This window comes from Escherichia sp. SCLE84 (assembly GCF_012584495.1).
Taxonomy (GTDB): Bacteria; Pseudomonadota; Gammaproteobacteria; order Enterobacterales; family Enterobacteriaceae; genus ECMA0423.
Genome location: NZ_CP051430.1, coordinates 4,759,204 through 4,779,623 on the forward strand (window position 1 = coordinate 4,759,204; position 20,420 = coordinate 4,779,623).

General features: G+C 53.0%; 20 protein-coding genes. 18 read left to right on the forward strand and 2 right to left on the reverse strand.

Annotated features, from left to right (window positions below; genetic code table 11):
• The first annotated feature begins 1 nt into the window (after position 1).
• Genes mepA through HGD79_RS23150 form a run of 4 tightly spaced genes read left to right on the forward strand, consistent with a single transcriptional unit; the run spans position 2 to position 2,495 of the window.
• On the forward strand, positions 2 to 826 hold the full coding sequence (gene mepA, locus HGD79_RS23135; protein WP_001043821.1) for a penicillin-insensitive murein endopeptidase: 825 nt from the start codon (positions 2 to 4) through the stop codon (positions 824 to 826).
• A complete protein-coding gene (locus HGD79_RS23140; protein ID WP_000447355.1) occupies positions 826 to 1,635 on the forward strand; it encodes a sulfite exporter TauE/SafE family protein in 810 nt (269 codons plus the stop codon). Before mepA ends, HGD79_RS23140 begins: the two co-directional genes overlap by 1 nt.
• Complete coding sequence (epmC, locus tag HGD79_RS23145; RefSeq protein WP_001089232.1) at positions 1,635 to 2,183, forward strand: elongation factor P hydroxylase; 549 nt, start codon at positions 1,635 to 1,637, stop codon at positions 2,181 to 2,183. The genes HGD79_RS23140 and epmC overlap by 1 nt, the downstream gene beginning before the upstream one ends.
• 33 nt (positions 2,184 to 2,216) lie before the next feature.
• The gene (locus HGD79_RS23150) at positions 2,217 to 2,495 is read left to right on the forward strand and encodes a YfcL family protein (RefSeq protein ID WP_000559764.1); all 279 of its coding nucleotides are present in this window, start codon (positions 2,217 to 2,219) and stop codon (positions 2,493 to 2,495) included.
• 120 nt (positions 2,496 to 2,615) lie between these two features.
• On the opposite strand, the gene mnmC is transcribed toward HGD79_RS23150, so the two are convergent.
• On the reverse strand, positions 2,616 to 4,622 hold the full coding sequence (gene mnmC, locus HGD79_RS23155) for a bifunctional tRNA (5-methylaminomethyl-2-thiouridine)(34)-methyltransferase MnmD/FAD-dependent 5-carboxymethylaminomethyl-2-thiouridine(34) oxidoreductase MnmC (protein ID WP_000683799.1): 2,007 nt from the start codon (positions 4,620 to 4,622) through the stop codon (positions 2,616 to 2,618).
• A gap of 158 nt (positions 4,623 to 4,780) precedes the next feature.
• Between mnmC and fabB the strand changes: the two genes are divergently transcribed.
• Both fabB and HGD79_RS23165 read left to right on the forward strand, forming a co-directional pair.
• A complete protein-coding gene (gene fabB / locus HGD79_RS23160; protein WP_000817178.1) occupies positions 4,781 to 6,001 on the forward strand; it encodes a beta-ketoacyl-ACP synthase I in 1,221 nt (406 codons plus the stop codon).
• Between the two features lie 292 nt (positions 6,002 to 6,293).
• The gene (locus HGD79_RS23165) at positions 6,294 to 7,472 is read left to right on the forward strand and encodes an MFS transporter (protein WP_000127749.1); all 1,179 of its coding nucleotides are present in this window, start codon (positions 6,294 to 6,296) and stop codon (positions 7,470 to 7,472) included.
• On the opposite strand, the gene flk is transcribed toward HGD79_RS23165, so the two are convergent.
• On the reverse strand, positions 7,469 to 8,464 hold the full coding sequence (flk, locus tag HGD79_RS23170; RefSeq protein WP_000615813.1) for a flagella biosynthesis regulator Flk: 996 nt from the start codon (positions 8,462 to 8,464) through the stop codon (positions 7,469 to 7,471). The genes HGD79_RS23165 and flk overlap by 4 nt on opposite strands.
• Positions 8,465 to 8,562: 98 nt before the next feature.
• Here flk and pdxB point away from each other — a divergent pair, with 98 nt between their 5' ends.
• From pdxB to hisJ, 12 genes are all read left to right on the forward strand, one after another.
• Positions 8,563 to 9,699, forward strand: coding sequence for a 4-phosphoerythronate dehydrogenase PdxB (gene pdxB / locus HGD79_RS23175; RefSeq protein ID WP_000699121.1), 1,137 nt, complete (start codon positions 8,563 to 8,565; stop codon positions 9,697 to 9,699).
• Between the two features lie 65 nt (positions 9,700 to 9,764).
• Positions 9,765 to 10,778 carry an aspartate-semialdehyde dehydrogenase gene (locus HGD79_RS23180; RefSeq protein ID WP_001289165.1) on the forward strand — a complete coding sequence of 338 codons (1,014 nt, stop codon included), beginning with the start codon at positions 9,765 to 9,767 and terminating at the stop codon, positions 10,776 to 10,778.
• Positions 10,778 to 11,590 carry a tRNA pseudouridine(38-40) synthase TruA gene (truA, locus tag HGD79_RS23185; RefSeq protein WP_001283581.1) on the forward strand — a complete coding sequence of 271 codons (813 nt, stop codon included), beginning with the start codon at positions 10,778 to 10,780 and terminating at the stop codon, positions 11,588 to 11,590. Before HGD79_RS23180 ends, truA begins: the two co-directional genes overlap by 1 nt.
• 82 nt (positions 11,591 to 11,672) lie before the next feature.
• A complete protein-coding gene (locus HGD79_RS23190; protein WP_000364331.1) occupies positions 11,673 to 12,332 on the forward strand; it encodes a DedA family protein in 660 nt (219 codons plus the stop codon).
• A 155-nt stretch (positions 12,333 to 12,487) separates the two neighbouring features.
• Positions 12,488 to 13,402 (forward strand): acetyl-CoA carboxylase, carboxyltransferase subunit beta, encoded by a 915-nt coding sequence (gene accD / locus HGD79_RS23195; protein ID WP_000118409.1) that lies wholly within the window; start codon positions 12,488 to 12,490, stop codon positions 13,400 to 13,402.
• Between the two features lie 69 nt (positions 13,403 to 13,471).
• Positions 13,472 to 14,740, forward strand: coding sequence for a bifunctional tetrahydrofolate synthase/dihydrofolate synthase (gene folC, locus HGD79_RS23200; RefSeq protein ID WP_000584595.1), 1,269 nt, complete (start codon positions 13,472 to 13,474; stop codon positions 14,738 to 14,740).
• A complete protein-coding gene (dedD, locus tag HGD79_RS23205; protein ID WP_000146992.1) occupies positions 14,730 to 15,392 on the forward strand; it encodes a cell division protein DedD in 663 nt (220 codons plus the stop codon). The genes folC and dedD overlap by 11 nt, the downstream gene beginning before the upstream one ends.
• Before the next feature lie 258 nt (positions 15,393 to 15,650).
• On the forward strand, positions 15,651 to 16,139 hold the full coding sequence (gene cvpA / locus HGD79_RS23210) for a colicin V production protein (protein WP_000262113.1): 489 nt from the start codon (positions 15,651 to 15,653) through the stop codon (positions 16,137 to 16,139).
• Positions 16,140 to 16,175: 36 nt separating this feature from the next.
• Entirely contained in the window at positions 16,176 to 17,693 is a 1,518-nt protein-coding gene (gene purF / locus HGD79_RS23215) for an amidophosphoribosyltransferase (RefSeq protein WP_000334220.1), read from the forward strand.
• 94 nt (positions 17,694 to 17,787) lie between these two features.
• Entirely contained in the window at positions 17,788 to 18,357 is a 570-nt protein-coding gene (gene ubiX, locus HGD79_RS23220; protein WP_097447601.1) for a flavin prenyltransferase UbiX, read from the forward strand.
• A 265-nt stretch (positions 18,358 to 18,622) separates the two neighbouring features.
• Entirely contained in the window at positions 18,623 to 19,405 is a 783-nt protein-coding gene (gene argT, locus HGD79_RS23225) for a lysine/arginine/ornithine ABC transporter substrate-binding protein ArgT (RefSeq protein WP_000748261.1), read from the forward strand.
• A gap of 220 nt (positions 19,406 to 19,625) precedes the next feature.
• A complete protein-coding gene (hisJ, locus tag HGD79_RS23230) occupies positions 19,626 to 20,408 on the forward strand; it encodes a histidine ABC transporter substrate-binding protein HisJ (RefSeq protein ID WP_000737621.1) in 783 nt (260 codons plus the stop codon).
• Positions 20,409 to 20,420 lie beyond the last annotated feature (12 nt).

A 20,420-nucleotide genomic window follows, 5' to 3' on the forward strand; every position in this document is an offset into this window, starting at 1 on the left:
AATGAACAAAACCGCGATTGCGCTGCTGGCTCTGCTTGCCAGTAGCGCTAGCCTGGCAGCGACGCCGTGGCAAAAAATAACCCAACCTGTGCCGGGTAGCGCACAATCGATAGGCAGTTTTTCTAATGGCTGTATTGTCGGCGCTGACACGTTGCCGATACAGTCCGAACATTATCAGGTCATGCGTACCGATCAGCGTCGCTATTTCGGTCACCCGGATCTGGTGATGTTTATCCAGCGTCTGAGTAGCCAGGTGAGCAATCTGGGCATGGGTACGGTGCTGATTGGCGATATGGGGATGCCCGCTGGTGGGCGTTTCAACGGCGGTCATGCCAGCCACCAGACCGGACTGGATGTCGATATCTTTCTGCAACTGCCGAAAACTCGCTGGACCTCCGCGCAGCTCTTGCGCCCGCAAGCACTGGACTTAGTTTCCCGCGACGGTAAACACGTTGTCTCCACGCTGTGGAAGCCAGAAATTTTCAGCTTGATCAAACTCGCCGCCCAGGACAAAGACGTCACGCGCATTTTTGTTAATCCGGCGATTAAACAACAACTTTGCCTTGATGCGGGCACCGATCGCGACTGGTTGCGCAAAGTGCGACCCTGGTTCCAGCATCGTGCGCATATGCATGTACGATTACGTTGTCCTGCCGATAGTCTGGAGTGTGAAGATCAACCTTTACCGCCACCAGGCGATGGTTGCGGGGCAGAACTGCAAAGCTGGTTTGAACCTCCAAAACCGGGAACAACAAAGCCTGAGAAGAAGACACCGCCTCCGTTGCCGCCTTCCTGCCAGGCGCTACTGGATGAGCACGTGATCTAATGGAAACGTTTAATAGCCTGTTTATGGTTTCCCCGCTGTTGCTGGGTGTTCTCTTTTTTGTCGCCATGCTGGCGGGATTTATCGACTCGATTGCCGGTGGCGGTGGGTTACTCACCATTCCGGCATTGATGGCGGCAGGGATGTCTCCCGCTAATGCGCTGGCAACCAATAAACTGCAAGCCTGCGGCGGCTCTATTTCCGCCACTATCTACTTTATTCGCCGCAAAGTGGTTAGTTTAAGCGATCAGAAACTCAATATCGCCATGACCTTTATCGGCTCAATGAGCGGCGCACTGCTGGTGCAATACGTTCAGGCTGATGTCTTACGGCAGATTTTGCCCATTCTGGTGATTTGTATCGGCCTCTATTTCTTGCTGATGCCAAAGCTGGGTGAAGAAGATCGCCAGCGCCGGATGTACGGTTTGCCCTTCGCGTTAATTGCCGGTGGCTGCGTCGGTTTTTATGACGGATTCTTTGGTCCGGCAGCCGGATCGTTTTACGCACTGGCCTTTGTTACGCTGTGCGGATTCAACCTCGCCAAAGCCACGGCGCACGCCAAATTACTCAACGCAACGTCAAACATCGGCGGTTTACTGCTGTTTATTCTCGGTGGCAAAGTGATTTGGGCGACGGGCTTTGTCATGCTGGTGGGGCAGTTCCTCGGCGCGCGCATGGGTTCACGACTGGTGTTGAGCAAAGGACAAAAGCTGATCCGCCCGATGATTGTTATTGTCTCAGCGGTGATGAGTGCCAAATTACTTTTTGATAGCCACGGACAGGAGATCCTCCACTGGTTGGGGATGAACTAATGAACAGTACACACCACTATGAGCAGTTGATTGAAATTTTTAATAGCTGCTTTGCCGATGAATTTAATACCCGTCTGATTAAAGGCGACGACGAACCGATCTATCTTCCTGCTGATGCGGAAGTACCGTATAACCGAATCGTCTTTGCTCATGGCTTTTATGCCAGCGCAATTCATGAGATTTCGCACTGGTGTATTGCCGGGAAAGCGCGCCGTGAGCTGGTTGATTTCGGCTACTGGTATTGCCCGGACGGACGCGATGCCCAAACGCAAAGCCAGTTTGAAGATGTTGAAGTGAAGCCGCAGGCGTTCGACTGGTTGTTCTGTGTGGCGGCGGGATATCCGTTTAACGTCAGTTGCGACAATCTGGAAGGCGACTTCGAACCGGATCGTGTGGTGTTTCAACGGCGGGTACATGCGCAGGTGATGGATTACCTAGCAAACGGCATTCCTGAACGCCCGGCACGCTTCATTAAAGCACTACAAAATTATTATCACACGCCGGAACTTACGGCGGAACAGTTCCCGTGGCCGGAAGCGCTCAACTGAAGCCGGTGCCACGTTTTACAATGAGGAAAGAAGATGATCGCGGAGTTTGAATCACGCATTCTGGCATTAATCGACGGTATGGTTGACCATGCCAGTGATGATGAGTTGTTTGCCAGTGGGTATTTGCGTGGCCACCTGACATTAGCCATCGCAGAACTGGAAAGTGGTGATGACCACTCCGCTCAGGCGGTGCATACGACCGTTAGCCAGAGTCTGGAAAAAGCCATTGGTGCCGGTGAATTGTCGCCGCGTGACCAGGCGCTGGTGACCGATATGTGGGAAAACCTGTTTCAGCAGGCGTCACAGCAGTAAGTTGCGGCGTCTGGAGCACCATGCCTGATGCGACGCTTATCGCGTCTTATCAGGCCTACACGTCACACGTAGGTCGGATAAGGCGTTCACGCCGCATCCGGCAAACACTGCGAGAGCAGATTACCCCGCCTTAACCGCTTTACCCTTCAACAATTTCCGCACCCATAACCGATTCGGGTTTAACGCCGCCAGCGTACTGGCATCCATCGGAATCGGTTCGTCGCTCATCTGCGCCGCCAGAATCTCGGCACACAGCGGGGCAGAACACAAACCGCGAGAACCTAAAGCCGCAAACATAAAGAGATCGTCAAAAACCGGCGCGCTTACCGCCTCATCTTTCTGCTCCGCCAACGACGCATATTCCACGAGTGTTGCCTCATAATCGGGAACATTGCCTACCATTGGCAGATGATCGCGGGTGGCACAACGCACACCGCAGCGCGCCTCTTTATCACTGACATCAACCTCTTTTGCCCACTGTGCCTGCGGGAAACAATCAATCAACCGCTGGCGATTCTGCTGCTGATCGTCCTCACTGTACGCCGTATCTTCGCTGCCGCGATGATAACTGGCACCAATACAATGATGTTGATTCGCCGGATTTTGTGGCGTGAGATAACCGTCATAGCACAGCACCTGCTTCAGCTCTGCCAGTTCCGGCGTTGTCGGAATATGGCTGACCTGCCCGGCAACCGAATACACCGGGAGAGTCGACGTTTGGCTGAATCGGCTGATTTGATGCCCGTTCGCCAGTACCACTACGCTGTGTGTTGCTTGCTGATCTCCTGCAAAATTCAACAACCAACAGTCATCCTTACGGGATAAATTCTGTAACTGATATTGATAATAAATCTGCAAACCCTGCTGTTGCGCCAGTTCCAGCACATTACGGGTCAGTTCTGCTGGGCACAGCCAACCACCTTGCGGATAAGTAATGCCGCTGCAATTTGTCGCAACGCCCGTAATTTGTTCAACCGCATTTGCCTCAACGGCTACAGCCAGTTCTGCGGGTAAATCCATTGACAACATCTGTGCGATTTTATGCTGGCTTTTCTCATCCCAGCCTAACTGCGTGACGCCGCACCAGTCATGATCAAATTTAACGGGTAATTGGTCGTAAAACCGACGAGCAAAAGTAAACGCATTAGAGAAAAAGCGGTTTAGCGCCTCATCGTGTTTGCTTAATAACGGATACAGCGCCCCCTGGCGATTGCCGGAAGCACCCAGTGCGGGGGCCTCATCCGCGCAATAAAGCGTTACCTGCCAGCCGCGCCGTAATAGCGCCAGCGACAACAACGCGCTGGCAATACCACCGCCGATAATCGCCGCTTCCCGTTTGCTGCTGCCCGTGCGGTTAAACCACGGCGCGGAGCAGGGGAGCGGTAATGTCTGTTCCATCACCCCGCAAAGCATTTCCCGTTTGCGCCCAAAGCCCTTACGTTTTTGCATCGTGAATCCGGCGTCCTGCAAACCGCGGCGGACAAAACCGGCAGACGTAAATGTCGCCAGCGTGCCGCCCGGACGCGCCAACCTTGCCATGGCGTTAAACAGATTTTGCGTCCACATATCCGGGTTTTTCGCTGGCGCAAAGCCGTCCAGAAACCAGGCATCTACTTTTTGATTTAGCGAATCGTCCAGTTGGCTGGTCAGTTCGTTAATATCGCCAAACCATAAATCCAGCGTCACGCGGCCTTCATCGAGCAATAAACGATGGCAACCGGGCAAGGGCATTGGCCACTGCGCCTGAAGTTGTTCTGCCCACGGAGCCAGTTCCGGCCAGTGTTGATGCGCTAAGGCTAAATCCGCACGGGTGAGGGGAAATTTCTCAAAACTAATGAAATGTAAGCGTTGTAATTGCGCTTGCGGATGCGCTTCGCGAAACTGATCAAATGCCTGCCATAGCGTCAGGAAGTTTAATCCGGTGCCGAAGCCGCTCTCTGCTACCACAAACAGAGGATGTGGATGCTCAGGAAAGCGTACCTCTAATTGGTTGCCTCCCAGAAAAACATAACGCGTCTCTTCCAGCCCGTTATCGTTGGAAAAATAGACATCGTCAAAATCTCGGGAAACAGGTGTACCCTCAGCATTAAATTCGAGGTTGGCAGGTTGTATGGAGTAGTGTTTCACGTAAGTTACTCGTCTTACAGGCGGTGGCTCGATCTTAGCGATGTGTGTAAGGCTGCGCAAATTTCTCTATTAAATGGCTGATCGGACTTGTTCGGCGTACAAGTGTACGCTATTGTGCATTCGAAACTTACTCTATGTGCGACTTACAGAGGTATTGAATGAAACGTGCAGTGATTACTGGCCTGGGCATTGTTTCCAGCATCGGTAATAACCAGCAGGAAGTCCTGGCATCTCTGCGTGAAGGACGTTCAGGGATCACTTTCTCTCAGGAGCTGAAGGATTCCGGCATGCGTAGCCACGTCTGGGGCAACGTAAAACTGGATACCACTGGCCTCATTGACCGCAAAGTTGTGCGCTTTATGAGCGACGCATCCATTTATGCATTCCTTTCTATGGAGCAGGCAATCGCAGATGCGGGCCTTTCTCCGGAAGCTTACCAGAATAACCCGCGCGTTGGCCTGATTGCAGGTTCTGGCGGCGGTTCCCCGCGTTTCCAGGTGTTCGGCGCTGACGCAATGCGCGGCCCGCGCGGCCTGAAAGCGGTTGGCCCGTATGTGGTCACCAAAGCGATGGCATCCGGCGTTTCTGCCTGCCTCGCCACGCCGTTTAAAATTCATGGCGTTAACTACTCCATCAGCTCCGCGTGTGCGACTTCCGCACACTGTATCGGTAACGCAGTAGAGCAGATCCAACTGGGCAAACAGGACATCGTGTTTGCTGGCGGCGGCGAAGAGCTGTGCTGGGAAATGGCCTGCGAATTCGACGCGATGGGTGCGCTGTCTACTAAATACAACGACACCCCGGAAAAAGCCTCCCGTACTTACGACGCTCACCGTGACGGTTTCGTTATCGCTGGCGGCGGCGGTATGGTAGTGGTTGAAGAGCTGGAACACGCGCTGGCGCGTGGTGCTCACATCTATGCTGAAATCGTTGGCTACGGCGCAACCTCTGATGGTGCAGACATGGTTGCTCCGTCTGGCGAAGGCGCAGTACGCTGCATGAAGATGGCGATGCACGGCGTTGATACCCCAATCGATTACCTGAACTCTCATGGTACTTCGACTCCGGTTGGCGACGTGAAAGAACTGGCAGCTATCCGTGAAGTGTTCGGCGATAAGAGCCCGGCGATTTCTGCAACCAAAGCCATGACCGGTCACTCTCTGGGCGCTGCTGGCGTACAGGAAGCTATCTACTCTCTGCTGATGCTGGAACACGGCTTTATCGCCCCGAGCATCAACATTGAAGAGCTGGACGAGCAGGCTGCAGGTCTGAACATCGTGACCGAAACGACCGATCGCGAACTGACCACCGTTATGTCTAACAGCTTCGGCTTCGGCGGCACCAACGCCACGCTGGTAATGCGCAAGCTGAAAGATTAATTCGCAGTAGGCCGGAGTAGTCGGAGTAGTCGGAGTAGGTCGGATAAGACGCGCCAGCGTCGCATCCGACGTTACGCGCTAATGCGGCCTCCGGCACTAACGCAAAAGGGAACCTGATGGTTCCCTTTTTCACATCATTGACAATCGCCGCCTGTTCCAGGCAAACTTCCCGCTTTGTCGATTTCCTTCTGAAAAGACGTACGCGTTAAATCCTGCCAACGCACCGTAACCCTGAAACCAGAGAGATGAGACGGGGATACTCCTCGCCTTGCGCTGCATTCTGGAGTAATGCATGACTGCTGTAAGCCAAACCGAAACACGATCTTCTGCCAATTTTTCGCTCTTCCGCATCGCTTTTGCGGTTTTTCTCACCTACATGACCGTAGGGCTGCCGTTGCCGGTTATCCCGCTGTTTGTTCATCATGATCTGGGCTATGGCAATACCATGGTCGGGATTGCCGTCGGGATTCAGTTTCTGGCTACGGTGCTGACGCGTGGCTATGCCGGGCGACTGGCCGATCAATATGGTGCAAAACGTTCGGCGCTTCAGGGGATGTTAGCTTGTGGTCTGGCTGGCGGCGCGTTGCTGCTGGCGGCGATTTTGCCTGTCTCCGCACCGTTCAAATTTGCCCTGTTGGTCATCGGGCGTTTGATTCTTGGGTTTGGTGAAAGCCAGTTACTGACAGGCGCTCTGACCTGGGGGTTAGGCATCGTAGGGCCAAAACACTCTGGCAAAGTGATGTCATGGAATGGAATGGCGATTTACGGTGCCCTCGCTGTTGGTGCTCCGCTTGGCCTGTTGATTCATAGCCATTACGGTTTTGCCGCACTGGCGATCACCACAATGGTATTACCCTTACTGGCGTGGGCCTGTAACGGCACAGTGCGCAAAGTACCGGCCCTGGCGGGAGAACGTCCATCGCTGTGGAGCGTTGTCGGGTTTATCTGGAAACCAGGGTTAGGGCTGGCACTACAAGGCGTTGGTTTTGCGGTTATCGGGACTTTCGTTTCGCTCTACTTTGCCAGCAAAGGATGGGCGATGGCGGGCTTTACTCTTACCGCGTTTGGCGGCGCATTTGTCGTGATGCGCGTCATGTTTGGCTGGATGCCGGACCGTTTTGGCGGCGTGAAAGTGGCGATTGTCTCTCTGCTTGTAGAAACGGTGGGCTTGTTGCTGCTCTGGCAAGCCCCAGGTGCGTGGGTCGCATTAGCGGGCGCGGCGTTAACCGGAGCCGGATGTTCGCTTATCTTTCCTGCGCTGGGCGTGGAGGTGGTTAAACGCGTCCCCTCACAAGTTCGCGGCACCGCACTGGGCGGTTACGCCGCGTTTCAGGATATCGCCCTCGGCGTCTCCGGGCCGCTGGCGGGAATGCTGGCGACCACGTTTGGTTACTCTTCGGTATTTCTTGCCGGGGCGATCTCTGCGGTGCTGGGAATTATTGTCACGATACTGTCATTTCGTCGGGGCTAACGAACCAGCCAGACCAGCATCAGGATAATCGCGACTAACAGTATCCACAGCGCGGGACGCGTTGCCATATTTTGCAACGTGTCCATCATCGGTGGAAAAGGATTAAGCAGCGGTTGCATATCACGCGGATCAATCCCTTTAACCCGCCGTTGATAAAGCTGATTAAGAATATCCTCGGCCTGGGCAGAAGAAAGCGATGATTGCGCAGAAAGGCCATATTTTTGCTGGATATATGCCGATAACGCCGCCAGTTCACTGGCATCTAAAGGTTGTTTTAGCGCCATCTGTAGTGATTCCAGCGTCGGCGTATTTTGCTGGCTTAACGTCTGGCGCGCCTGCAACCAGGTCACCAGATGGTTAAACAGTTTCGCTGGAATTAACTCGCCATCTTTCACCCCGGAAAGTTCCAGCATCGATTGCCAGATCTGTTTGCTGGGTTCCCCCGTTGCCGCCGCAAGTTTGGTCACCAGCTGTTTTAGCGCATTGTGCTCCGCCGGTAATAAAGGACGGTCGGTCGCCTCGCGCTGCTGTGGTTGCGGAATAACCATCTTCCCTTCCTGCAACAGGGTGAGAATGGTTTTTAATTGCTCCGGTGAGAGCTGATTCAGCGGCGTCTGACCAAAGTTATGACGGATATAATCCGTGACCGCCTGACGATTATTCCCCAGACGTAAATACTCCCCTAATTGCGCTAAAAGCTGGCGGGCAGAATGGCTTTTTTGCGCGGCCAGCAGACGTTGCGCCAGATTATGCTCAGCGGCAGGGAAGTGACGCGAAAGCAGCGGTGAATCTCCCGACAGACCAATATCGTGCCTGATACCCGCCCACAGTTCTGCTCTTTGTTGTTGCGTCAGTGAGGTCACTTTCGTCATTAAGCTTTCCAGCGAAGTACGTTGCTGACTGGATAAAGGCTGATTGCCCGCGCCAGACGGCAGGTTATCTCCCTGACCTGGTGGTTGCCCAGGAGGAGGGCCGGAAATAGGTTGTATCATTACGTATCCTTATACCTGAAATCTTCGCAAGTATGCCTGGCCGCGAGATTATGGCACACTTGTCCGGTTAACTCTCGTCTCATACAGGTAACACAAACGTGAAAATCCTTGTTGATGAAAATATGCCTTATGCCCGCGACTTATTTAGCCGTTTGGGTGAGGTGACCGCGGTTCCCGGGCGTCCAATCCCCGTTGCTCAACTGGCAGACGCGGATGCGCTGATGGTGCGTTCGGTCACGAAAGTGAATGAATCTTTGCTGGCAGGAAAACCCATTAAATTTGTTGGCACTGCCACTGCGGGGACCGACCATGTCGATGAAGCATGGTTGAAGCAGGCGGGAATTGGTTTTTCCGCTGCACCTGGCTGTAATGCGATTGCGGTGGTGGAATATGTTTTCTCCTCACTACTGATGCTTGCCGAACGCGATGGATTTTCACTGCACGACCGTACGGTGGGGATCGTGGGCGTTGGTAACGTTGGACGTCGATTGCAGGCGCGACTGGAAGCGTTAGGGATTAAAACATTGCTTTGCGATCCGCCTCGCGCTGACCGTGGGGATGAGGGTGATTTCCGCTCGCTGGATGAATTAGTTCAGCATGCGGATATTCTGACTTTCCATACGCCACTCTTCAAAGATGGGCCGTACAAAACGCTGCATCTGGCGGATGAAAAACTGATCCGTAGCCTGAAGCCGGGAGCGATTCTGATTAACGCCTGCCGTGGCGCAGTCGTCGATAATACTGCGTTGCTGACCTGCCTGAATGAAGGCCAGAAGTTAAGCGTAGTGCTGGATGTCTGGGAAGGCGAACCGGAACTTAACGTGGAGTTGCTGACAAAAGTGGATATCGGCACGCCGCATATCGCAGGTTATACCCTGGAAGGTAAAGCACGCGGTACTACGCAAGTGTTTGAAGCCTATAGCAAGTTTATTGGGCATGAACAGCACGTTGCGCTGGATACATTACTGCCCGCGCCAGAGTTTGGTCGCATTACGCTGCATGGCCCGCTCGATCAACCGACGCTGAAAAGGCTGGTGCATTTGGTGTATGATGTGCGCCGCGATGACGCACCGCTGCGTAAAGTCGCCGGGATACCGGGTGAGTTCGATAAACTGCGCAAAAACTATCTTGAGCGCCGTGAATGGTCATCTCTGTATGTAATTTGTGATGACGCCAGTGCGGCATCATTGCTGTGTAAACTGGGTTTTAACGCCGTTCATCATCCGGCACGTTAATCTCTTCTTCATGCTCTCTGCTGTAACATTGGCAGGGAGCTTTGCTATTTCTGGAGTAAACCACCATGTCTGAAGGCTGGAACATTGCCGTCCTGGGCGCAACTGGCGCTGTGGGCGAAGCCCTGCTTGAAACGCTGGCTGAACGTCAGTTCCCGGTTGGGGAAATTTATGCACTGGCACGTAACGAAAGCGCAGGCGAACAACTGCGCTTTGGTGGTAAAACAATCACCGTGCAGGATGCCGCTGAATTCGACTGGACGCAGGCGCAGCTGGCATTTTTTGTCGCAGGCAAAGAAGCTACCGCTGCCTGGGTTGAAGAAGCGACCAACTCAGGTTGCCTGGTGATCGACAGCAGCGGACTGTTTGCTCTCGAACCCGACGTACCGCTGGTGGTGCCGGAAGTAAACCCGTTTGTACTGACCGATTACCGCAACCGGAATGTCATCGCCGTACCAGACAGTCTGACCAGCCAGCTGCTGGCGGCACTGAAACCGTTAATCGATCAGGGCGGTTTGTCGCGTATCAGTGTTACCAGCCTGATTTCAGCCTCCGCCCAGGGCAAAAAAGCGGTCGATGCGTTAGCGGGGCAGAGTGCGAAATTGCTCAACGGCATTCCGATTGACGAAGAAGATTTCTTCGGTCGTCAACTGGCGTTCAATATGCTGCCGTTGTTGCCGGATAGCGAAGGTAGCGTGCGTGAAGAACGTCGTATCGTTGACGAAGTACGCAAAATCCTGCAGGACGAAGGGCTGATGATTTCGGCAAGCGTCGTCCAGGCACCGGTATTCTACGGTCATGCCCAGATGGTCAACTTTGAAGCACTGCGTCCGCTGGCGGCAGAAGAAGCGCGTGATGCGTTTGCTCAGGGCGAAGATATTGTGCTCTCTGAAGAGAACGAATTCCCGACTCAGGTAGGGGATGCTTCGGGTACGCCGCATCTTTCTGTTGGCTGCGTGCGTAATGACTACGGTATGCCGGAGCAAGTCCAGTTCTGGTCGGTGGCCGATAACGTTCGCTTTGGCGGCGCGCTGATGGCAGTAAAAATCGCCGAGAAACTGGTGCAGGAGTATCTGTACTAATGTCCGACCAGCAACAACTGCCAGTTTATAAAATTGCGCTGGGCATTGAGTACGACGGCAGTAAGTATTACGGCTGGCAACGGCAGAATGAAGTCCGCAGTGTGCAGGAGAAGCTGGAAAAGGCGCTCTCCCAGGTGGCGAACGAACCCATCACCGTCTTCTGCGCCGGGCGTACTGACGCAGGGGTACACGGTACCGGGCAAGTGGTGCATTTCGAAACAACCGCGCAGCGCAAAGACGCGGCGTGGACCTTGGGCGTAAATGCGAATTTACCTGGTGACATCGCCGTGCGTTGGGTTAAAGCTGTACCTGATGATTTTCATGCCCGATTTAGCGCCACGGCTCGCCGTTATCGCTACATCATCTACAATCATCGGCTGCGCCCGGCGGTACTGAGTAAAGGGGTAACCCATTTTTACGAACCGCTGGACGCTGAACGGATGCATCGGGCTGCGCAATGCTTGCTGGGCGAGAATGATTTCACCTCGTTCCGTGCGGTGCAGTGCCAGTCCCGAACCCCGTGGCGTAACGTTATGCATATTAATGTCACGCGTCACGGTCCTTATGTGGTGGTAGATATCAAAGCGAATGCCTTTGTACATCATATGGTCAGGAATATTGTCGGCAGCCTGATGGAAGTCGGTGCCCACAACCAGCCGGAGAGCTGGATAGCAGAGTTGCTGGCGGCAAAGGACAGAACGCTGGCGGCAGCAACGGCAAAAGCGGAAGGGCTGTATCTGGTCGCGGTGGATTACCCTGACCGGTATGATCTTCCAAAACCGCCAATGGGCCCGCTATTTCTGGCGGACTAACGAGAATAACGCTCGGAACATTTCAGGCTGTAGCCAACGTAGTTACAGCCTGAAAGATGACGAGTACAAGGCATAGGCAAATATGGACCTGATTTATTTCCTCATCGATTTTATCCTGCACATTGACGTGCATCTGGCAGAGCTGGTCGCGGAGTACGGCGTCTGGGTTTATGCCATTCTGTTTTTGATTCTGTTCTGCGAAACGGGGCTGGTGGTAACGCCATTCCTGCCTGGTGATTCGTTGCTGTTTGTTGCAGGTGCATTGGCGTCACTGGAAACTAACGATCTCAATGTCCATATGATGGTCGTGCTGATGTTGATTGCCGCTATTGTCGGTGACGCAGTGAACTACACCATTGGACGGTTATTTGGTGACAAACTGTTCAGTAATCCAGATTCGAAAATCTTTCGTCGCAGTTATCTTGATAAGACTCATCAGTTTTACGAGAGACATGGCGGCAAAACGATTATTCTCGCCCGTTTTGTACCGATCGTCAGAACGTTCGCGCCGTTCGTTGCGGGCATGGGCCACATGTCGTACCGTCATTTCGCCGCTTATAACGTGATCGGCGCACTGTTGTGGGTACTGATTTTTACCTACGCGGGTTATTTCTTCGGCACGCTCCCCTTCATTCAGAGCAACCTTAAGCTGATGATTGTTGGCATTATTTTTGTTTCAATATTGCCTGGGGTTTTCGAATTTATTCGTCACAAACGCGCTGCGGCACGCGCCGCAAAATAAAAAGTAACTCTGCGGTTCGACCACTTTTTTATCCAAAGTCTCGGGCTGTTATGTTTTAATGTGCAACATTCATGGTCTGTTGGGGGCAAAAATGGCATTATGCGTCCCCAAAGATAAAACTGGCATCGAACCAGGTTCAGACAGAAAGGTCCCTAATGAGCTGGATTGAACGAATTAAAAGCAACATTACTCCCACCCGCAAGGCGAGCATTCCTGAAGGGGTGTGGACTAAGTGTGATAGCTGTGGTCAGGTTTTATACCGCGCTGAGCTGGAACGTAATCTTGAGGTCTGTCCGAAGTGTGACCATCACATGCGTATGACAGCGCGTAATCGCCTGCATAGCCTGTTAGATGAAGGAAGCCTTGTGGAGCTGGGTAGCGAGCTTGAGCCGAAAGATGTGCTGAAGTTTCGTGACTCCAAGAAGTATAAAGACCGTCTGGCATCTGCGCAGAAAGAAACCGGCGAAAAAGATGCGCTGGTGGTGATGAAAGGCACTCTGTATGGAATGTCGGTTGTCGCTGCGGCATTCGAGTTCGCCTTTATGGGCGGTTCAATGGGGTCTGTTGTGGGTGCACGTTTCGTGCGTGCCGTTGAGCAGGCGCTGGAAGATAACTGCCCACTGATCTGCTTCTCCGCCTCTGGTGGCGCACGTATGCAGGAAGCACTGATGTCGCTGATGCAGATGGCGAAAACCTCTGCGGCACTGGCAAAAATGCAGGAGCGCGGCTTGCCGTACATCTCCGTGCTGACCGACCCGACGATGGGCGGTGTTTCTGCAAGTTTCGCCATGCTGGGCGATCTCAACATCGCTGAACCGAAAGCGTTAATTGGCTTTGCCGGTCCGCGTGTTATCGAACAGACCGTTCGCGAAAAACTGCCGCCAGGATTCCAGCGCAGTGAATTCCTGATCGAGAAAGGCGCCATCGACATGATCGTCCGTCGTCCGGAAATGCGCCTGAAACTGGCGAGCATTCTGGCGAAGTTGATGAATCTGCCAGCGCCGAATCCTGAAGCGCCGCGTGAAGGCGTAGTGGTACCCCCGGTACCGGATCAGGAACCTGAGGCCTGATAACTGATAAGGGCAGGGCCACTGGCTCTGCCCTTTTGCTATTCTCACCGTAACGAATCAGCGGATACCATGATTATCAAACGCACTCCTCAAGCCGCGTCGCCTCTGGCTTCGTGGCTTTCTTATCTGGAAAACCTGCACAGTAAAACTATCGATCTCGGCCTTGAGCGCGTGAGCCAGGTCGCGGCGCGTCTTGGCGTCCTGAAACCAGCGCCATTTGTGTTTACCGTTGCGGGTACGAATGGCAAAGGCACCACCTGCCGTACGCTGGAGTCGATTCTGATGGCGGCAGGGTACAAAGTGGGCGTCTACAGTTCGCCTCATCTGGTGCGTTATACCGAGCGCGTACGTGTGCAGGGTCAGGAATTGCCGGAATCGGCCCACACCACCTCTTTTGCGGAGATTGAATCGGCACGCGGTGATATTTCCCTGACCTATTTCGAGTACGGTACGCTGTCGGCGTTGTGGCTGTTCAAGCAGGCACAACTTGACGTAGTGATTCTGGAAGTAGGGCTGGGCGGTCGTCTGGACGCAACCAATATTGTCGATGCCGATGTGGCTGTAGTAACCAGCATTGCGCTGGATCATACCGACTGGCTGGGACCAGATCGCGAAAGTATTGGTCGCGAGAAAGCAGGCATCTTTCGCAGCGCAAAACCGGCAATTGTCGGTGAGCCGGAAATGCCTTCTACCATTGCTGATGTGGCGCAGGAAAAAGGTGCACTGTTACAACGTCGGGGCGTTGAGTGGAACTATTCCGTCACCGATCATGACTGGGCGTTTAGCGATGCTCACGGCACGCTGGAAAATCTGCCGTTGCCGCTTGTCCCGCAACCGAATGCCGCAACAGCGCTGGCGGCACTGCGTGCCAGCGGGCTGGAAGTCAGTGAAAATGCCATTCGCGACGGGATTGCCAGCGCAATTTTGCCGGGACGTTTCCAGATTGTGAGCGAGTCGCCACGCGTTATTTTTGATGTCGCGCATAATCCACATGCGGCGGAATATCTCACCGGGCGTATGAAAGCGCTACCGAAAAACGGGCGCGTGCTGGCGGTTATCGGTATGCTACATGATAAAGATATTGCCGGAACTCTGGCCTGGTTGAAAAGCGTGGTTGATGACTGGTATTGTGCGCCACTGGAAGGGCCGCGCGGTGCCACGGCAGAACAACTGCTTGAGCATTTGGGTAACGGCAAATCATTTGATAGCGTTGCGCAGGCATGGGATGCCGCAATGGCGGACGCTAAAGCGGAAGACACCGTGCTGGTGTGTGGTTCTTTCCACACGGTCGCACATGTCATGGAAGTGATTGACGCGAGGAGAAGCGGTGGCAAGTAAGTTTCAGAATCGGTTAGTGGGCACGATCGTGCTGGTGGCGCTGGGGGTGATTGTACTTCCAGGGCTGCTGGACGGGCAGAAAAAACATTATCAGGATGAGTTCGCGGCTATCCCGCTGGTGCCGAAAGCGGGCGATCGTGATGAGCCTGATATGATGCCAGCCGCCACCCAGGCGTTGCCGACGCAGCCGCCGGAAGGCGCAGCGGAAGAGGTGCGGGCAGGTGATGCCGCAGCACCGTCGCTCGATCCGGCCACTATTGCAGCCAATAACACCGAGTTTGAACCGGAACCTGCACCGGTCGCCCCACCGAAGCCGAAACCGGTGGAGCCGCCTAAACCGAAGGTTGAAGCACCACCTGCGCCGAAGCCAGAACCGAAGCCGGTCGTGGAAGAAAAAGCAGCGCCAACGGGTAAAGCCTATGTTGTGCAACTGGGTGCGCTGAAAAATGCCGATAAAGTGAATGAGATTGTCGGTAAGCTGCGCGGTGCCGGTTATCGGGTTTATACGTCGCCATCCACGCCAGTGCAGGGTAAAATTACCCGTATTCTGGTTGGGCCGGATGCCTCGAAAGATAAGCTGAAAGGTTCGCTGGGTGAGTTGAAGCAACTTTCTGGCTTAAGTGGCGTGGTAATGGGCTATACGCCGAATTAATACAGTCTTGCCTGATGCGACGCTGGCGCGTCTTATCAGGCCTGGGCAGTGTTAGAACCGTAGGTCGGATAAGGCGTTTACGCCGCATCCGACACGCATTGCACGATGCCGCAAAGGCATAAGAAGTCGATGGCGTTGAATATTTTTTCAGCGCCATTTTTATTGATGCGCGGGAAGGAAATCCCTACGCAAACGTTTTCTTTTTCTGTTAGAATGCGCCCCGAACAGGATGACAGGGCGTAAAATCGTGGGACACATATGGTCTGGATTGATTACGCCATAATCGCGGTGATTGCTTTTTCCTCTCTGGTTAGCCTGATCCGCGGCTTTGTTCGTGAAGCGTTATCGCTGGTGACATGGGGTTGTGCTTTCTTTGTTGCCAGTCATTACTACACTTACCTGTCAGTCTGGTTTACGGGCTTTGAAGACGAACTGGTTCGAAATGGGATTGCCATCGCGGTACTATTTATCGCTACCCTGATCGTTGGTGCTATCGTGAACTTCGTGATAGGCCAGCTGGTGGAGAAAACGGGGTTGTCAGGCACCGATCGGGTGCTGGGCGTCTGTTTCGGTGCGTTGCGCGGTGTGTTGATTGTTGCCGCCATTCTATTCTTTCTCGACTCCTTTACCGGGGTGTCGAAAAGCGAAGACTGGAGCAAATCACAGCTGATCCCGCAGTTCAGTTTTATCATCAGATGGTTTTTTGATTATCTGCAAAGCTCGTCAAGTTTCTTGCCCAGAGCGTAAGTGCTCTGAGATGTGGCTTAACGAGGAAAAAGACGTATGTGCGGTATTGTCGGTATCGCCGGTGTTATGCCGGTTAACCAGTCGATTTATGATGCCTTAACGGTGCTTCAGCATCGCGGTCAGGATGCCGCCGGCATCATCACCATAGATGCCAATAACTGCTTCCGTTTGCGTAAAGCGAACGGGCTGGTGAGCGATGTATTTGAAGCTCGCCATATGCAGCGTTTGCAGGGCAATATGGGCATTGGTCATGTGCGTTACCCTACGGCTGGCAGCTCCAGCGCCTCTGAAGCGCAGCCGTTTTACGTTAACTCCCCGTATGGCATTACGCTTGCCCACAACGGCAATCTGACCAACGCTCACGAGTTGCGTAAAAAACTGTTTGAAGAAAAACGCCGCCACATCAACACCACTTCCGACTCGGAAATTCTGCTTAATATCTTCGCCAGCGAGCTGGACAACTTCCGCCACTACCCGCTGGAAGCCGACAATATTTTCGCTGCCATTGCTGCCACAAACCGCTTAATCCGCGGCGCATATGCCTGTGTGGCGATGATTATCGGCCACGGTATGGTTGCTTTCCGCGATCCAAACGGGATTCGTCCGCTGGTACTGGGAAAACGTGATATTGACGAGAACCGTACAGAATATATGGTCGCTTCCGAAAGCGTAGCGCTCGATACGCTGGGCTTTGATTTCCTGCGTGACGTCGCGCCGGGCGAAGCGATTTACATCACTGAAGAAGGGCAGTTGTTTACCCGTCAATGTGCTGACAATCCGGTCAGCAATCCGTGCCTGTTTGAGTATGTATACTTTGCTCGCCCGGACTCGTTCATCGACAAAATTTCCGTTTACAGCGCGCGTGTGAATATGGGCACGAAACTGGGCGAGAAAATTGCCCGCGAATGGGAAGATCTGGATATCGACGTGGTGATCCCGATCCCAGAAACCTCGTGTGATATCGCGCTGGAAATTGCTCGTATTCTGGGCAAACCGTACCGCCAGGGCTTCGTTAAAAACCGCTATGTTGGCCGCACCTTTATCATGCCGGGCCAGCAGCTGCGTCGTAAGTCCGTGCGCCGTAAACTGAATGCCAACCGCGCCGAGTTCCGCGATAAAAACGTCCTGCTGGTCGACGACTCCATCGTCCGTGGCACCACTTCTGAGCAGATTATCGAGATGGCACGCGAAGCCGGAGCGAAGAAAGTGTACCTCGCTTCTGCGGCACCGGAAATTCGCTTCCCGAACGTTTATGGTATTGATATGCCGAGCGCCACGGAACTGATCGCTCACGGTCGCGAAGTTGATGAAATTCGCCAGATCATCGGTGCTGACGGGTTGATTTTCCAGGATCTGAACGATCTGATCGACGCCGTTCGCGCTGAAAATCCGGATATCCAGCAGTTTGAATGCTCGGTGTTCAACGGCGTCTACGTCACCAAAGATGTTGATCAGGGCTACCTCGATTTCCTCGATACGTTACGTAATGATGACGCCAAAGCAGTGCAACGTCAGAACGAAGTGGAAAATCTCGAAATGCATAACGAAGGATGATGCCTTCGCTGAGGGTGCCGGTCTGGCACCCTGACTTGCAACTCCCGCCGAAATCCTGCAAAGTCTGCCTGCAAGTCTGACAGGGCAACTATTTATGAAACGACTCATTGTAGGCATCAGCGGTGCCAGCGGCGCGATTTATGGCGTGCGCTTATTACAGGTTCTGCGCGATGTCACAGATATCGAAACGCATCTGGTGATGAGCCAGGCGGCGCGCCAGACCTTATCCCTCGAAACGGGTTTTTCCCTGCGCGAAGTGCAGGCATTAGCTGATGTCACGCACGATGCGCGCGATATTGCCGCCAGCATCTCTTCCGGTTCTTTCCAGACGCTGGGGATGGTTATTTTACCCTGTTCAATCAAAACCCTTTCCGGCATTGTCCATAGCTATACTGATGGCTTACTGACCCGTGCGGCAGATGTGGTGCTGAAAGAGCGTCGCCCGTTGGTGCTCTGCGTGCGTGAAACACCATTGCACTTAGGCCATCTGCGTTTAATGACTCAGGCGGCAGAAATCGGTGCGGTGATTATGCCTCCCGTTCCGGCGTTTTATCATCGCCCGCAATCCCTTGATGATGTGATAAATCAGACGGTTAATCGTGTTCTTGACCAGTTTGCGATAACCCTTCCTGAAGATCTCTTTGCCCGCTGGCAGGGCGCATAACTCCGCTGTTGCCCTGTTTCAGGGCAATTTTGCAACCGCGATCAAATCCTCGACATTTTGTTTCTGCCATTCAATCGAAACGCTGCGATTCAACCGCTATACCTGCTATCTTCAACTTCAGGACAATAATGCAACGTCTTATTAACATATTTAACGTTGAATGTTACTGTTGTCGTCAAGATGGCATAAGACCTGCATGAAAGAGCCTGCAAACACACAACACAATACACAACATAAAAAAGCCATTTTCACTTGAGGGTTATGTATGAAGAAGTCGATTCTCGCTCTGTCTTTGTTAGTCGGTCTCTCCGCAGCGGCTTCCAGCTATGCGGCGCTACCGGAGACGGTACGTATCGGAACCGATACCACCTATGCGCCGTTCTCGTCGAAAGATGCTAAAGGTGATTTTGTTGGCTTTGATATCGATCTCGGTAACGAGATGTGCAAACGGATGCAGGTGAAATGTACCTGGGTTGCCAGTGACTTTGACGCGCTGATCCCCTCACTGAAAGCGAAAAAAATCGACGCCATTATTTCGTCGCTTTCCATTACCGATAAACGTCAGCAGGAGATTGCCTTCTCCGACAAGCTGTACGCCGCAGATTCTCGTTTGATTGCTGCCAAAGGTTCACCGATTCAGCCAACGCTGGATTCACTGAAAGGTAAACATGTTGGTGTGCTGCAGGGATCAACCCAGGAAGCTTACGCTAACGAGACCTGGCGTAGCAAAGGCGTGGATGTGGTGGCCTATGCCAACCAGGATTTGGTCTATTCCGATCTGGCTGCAGGACGTCTGGATGCTGCGTTACAAGATGAAGTTGCTGCCAGCGAAGGATTCCTCAAGCAACCTGCTGGTAAAGATTTCGCCTTTGCTGGCTCATCAGTAAAAGACAAAAAATACTTCGGTGATGGCACCGGTGTAGGGCTACGTAAAGATGATGCTGAACTGACGGCTGCCTTCAATAAGGCGCTTGGCGAGCTGCGTCAGGACGGCACCTACGACAAGATGGCGAAAAAGTATTTCGACTTTAATGTCTACGGTGACTGATACGTCGCTGGGAAGCTGTACCTGATGGAATGATCATCATGGTGCACGCCAGGTTTGTTGCACTATCGTGGTGCATTGAAATGCATACTTAAGCATTTTTAATGAAAAATAATACGTCTAACGGGGCGGGATATTTTGCCTTGATGGTCAATTTTATGGCACGATAAGTGTAACAAACCTGTAAATATTCCCTATAAAAAGACTGTCAGTTGAGGACATTATGAAAAAACTGGTGCTATCGCTCTCTCTGGTTCTGGCCTTCTCCAGCGCAACTGCGGCGTTTGCTGCGATTCCGCAAAACATCCGCATCGGTACCGACCCGACCTATGCGCCATTTGAATCAAAAAATTCACAAGGCGAACTGGTTGGCTTCGATATCGATCTGGCAAAGGAATTATGCAAACGCATCAATACGCAATGTACGTTTGTCGAAAATCCGCTGGATGCGTTAATCCCGTCCTTAAAAGCGAAGAAGATTGACGCCATCATGTCATCGCTTTCCATTACGGAAAAACGTCAGCAAGAAATTGCCTTCACCGACAAACTGTACGCTGCCGATTCTCGTCTGGTGGTGGCGAAAAATTCCGACATTCAGCCGACAGTCGAGTCGCTGAAAGGCAAGCGGGTAGGCGTATTGCAGGGCACCACCCAGGAGACGTTCGGTAACGAACACTGGGCACCAAAAGGCATTGAAATCGTCTCGTATCAGGGGCAGGACAACATTTATTCTGACCTGACTGCCGGACGTATTGATGCCGCGTTCCAGGATGAGGTCGCTGCCAGTGAAGGTTTCCTCAAACAACCCGTCGGTAAAGATTACAAATTCGGTGGCCCGTCTGTTAAAGATGAAAAACTGTTTGGTGTAGGGACCGGCATGGGCCTGCGTAAAGAAGATAACGAACTGCGCGAGGCACTGAACAAAGCCTTTGCCGAAATGCGCGCTGACGGTACTTACGAGAAATTAGCGAAAAAGTACTTCGATTTTGATGTTTATGGCGGTTAATCGCCATCGGTG

Excerpts from the sequence above, each read along its gene's own strand:
- mepA (WP_001043821.1), top strand. The coding sequence starts at position 2 with ATGAACAAAACCGCGATTGCGCTGCTGGCTCTGCTTGCCAGTAGCGCT.
- HGD79_RS23140 (WP_000447355.1), top strand. The coding sequence starts at position 826 with ATGGAAACGTTTAATAGCCTGTTTATGGTTTCCCCGCTGTTGCTGGGT.
- epmC (WP_001089232.1), top strand. The coding sequence starts at position 1,635 with ATGAACAGTACACACCACTATGAGCAGTTGATTGAAATTTTTAATAGC.
- HGD79_RS23150 (WP_000559764.1), top strand. The coding sequence starts at position 2,217 with ATGATCGCGGAGTTTGAATCACGCATTCTGGCATTAATCGACGGTATG.
- fabB (WP_000817178.1), top strand. The coding sequence starts at position 4,781 with ATGAAACGTGCAGTGATTACTGGCCTGGGCATTGTTTCCAGCATCGGT.
- HGD79_RS23165 (WP_000127749.1), top strand. The coding sequence starts at position 6,294 with ATGACTGCTGTAAGCCAAACCGAAACACGATCTTCTGCCAATTTTTCG.
- flk (WP_000615813.1), bottom strand. The coding sequence starts at position 8,464 with ATGATACAACCTATTTCCGGCCCTCCTCCTGGGCAACCACCAGGTCAG.
- HGD79_RS23180 (WP_001289165.1), top strand. The coding sequence starts at position 9,765 with ATGTCTGAAGGCTGGAACATTGCCGTCCTGGGCGCAACTGGCGCTGTG.
- truA (WP_001283581.1), top strand. The coding sequence starts at position 10,778 with ATGTCCGACCAGCAACAACTGCCAGTTTATAAAATTGCGCTGGGCATT.
- HGD79_RS23190 (WP_000364331.1), top strand. The coding sequence starts at position 11,673 with ATGGACCTGATTTATTTCCTCATCGATTTTATCCTGCACATTGACGTG.
- accD (WP_000118409.1), top strand. The coding sequence starts at position 12,488 with ATGAGCTGGATTGAACGAATTAAAAGCAACATTACTCCCACCCGCAAG.
- folC (WP_000584595.1), top strand. The coding sequence starts at position 13,472 with ATGATTATCAAACGCACTCCTCAAGCCGCGTCGCCTCTGGCTTCGTGG.
- cvpA (WP_000262113.1), top strand. The coding sequence starts at position 15,651 with ATGGTCTGGATTGATTACGCCATAATCGCGGTGATTGCTTTTTCCTCT.
- purF (WP_000334220.1), top strand. The coding sequence starts at position 16,176 with ATGTGCGGTATTGTCGGTATCGCCGGTGTTATGCCGGTTAACCAGTCG.
- ubiX (WP_097447601.1), top strand. The coding sequence starts at position 17,788 with ATGAAACGACTCATTGTAGGCATCAGCGGTGCCAGCGGCGCGATTTAT.
- argT (WP_000748261.1), top strand. The coding sequence starts at position 18,623 with ATGAAGAAGTCGATTCTCGCTCTGTCTTTGTTAGTCGGTCTCTCCGCA.
- hisJ (WP_000737621.1), top strand. The coding sequence starts at position 19,626 with ATGAAAAAACTGGTGCTATCGCTCTCTCTGGTTCTGGCCTTCTCCAGC.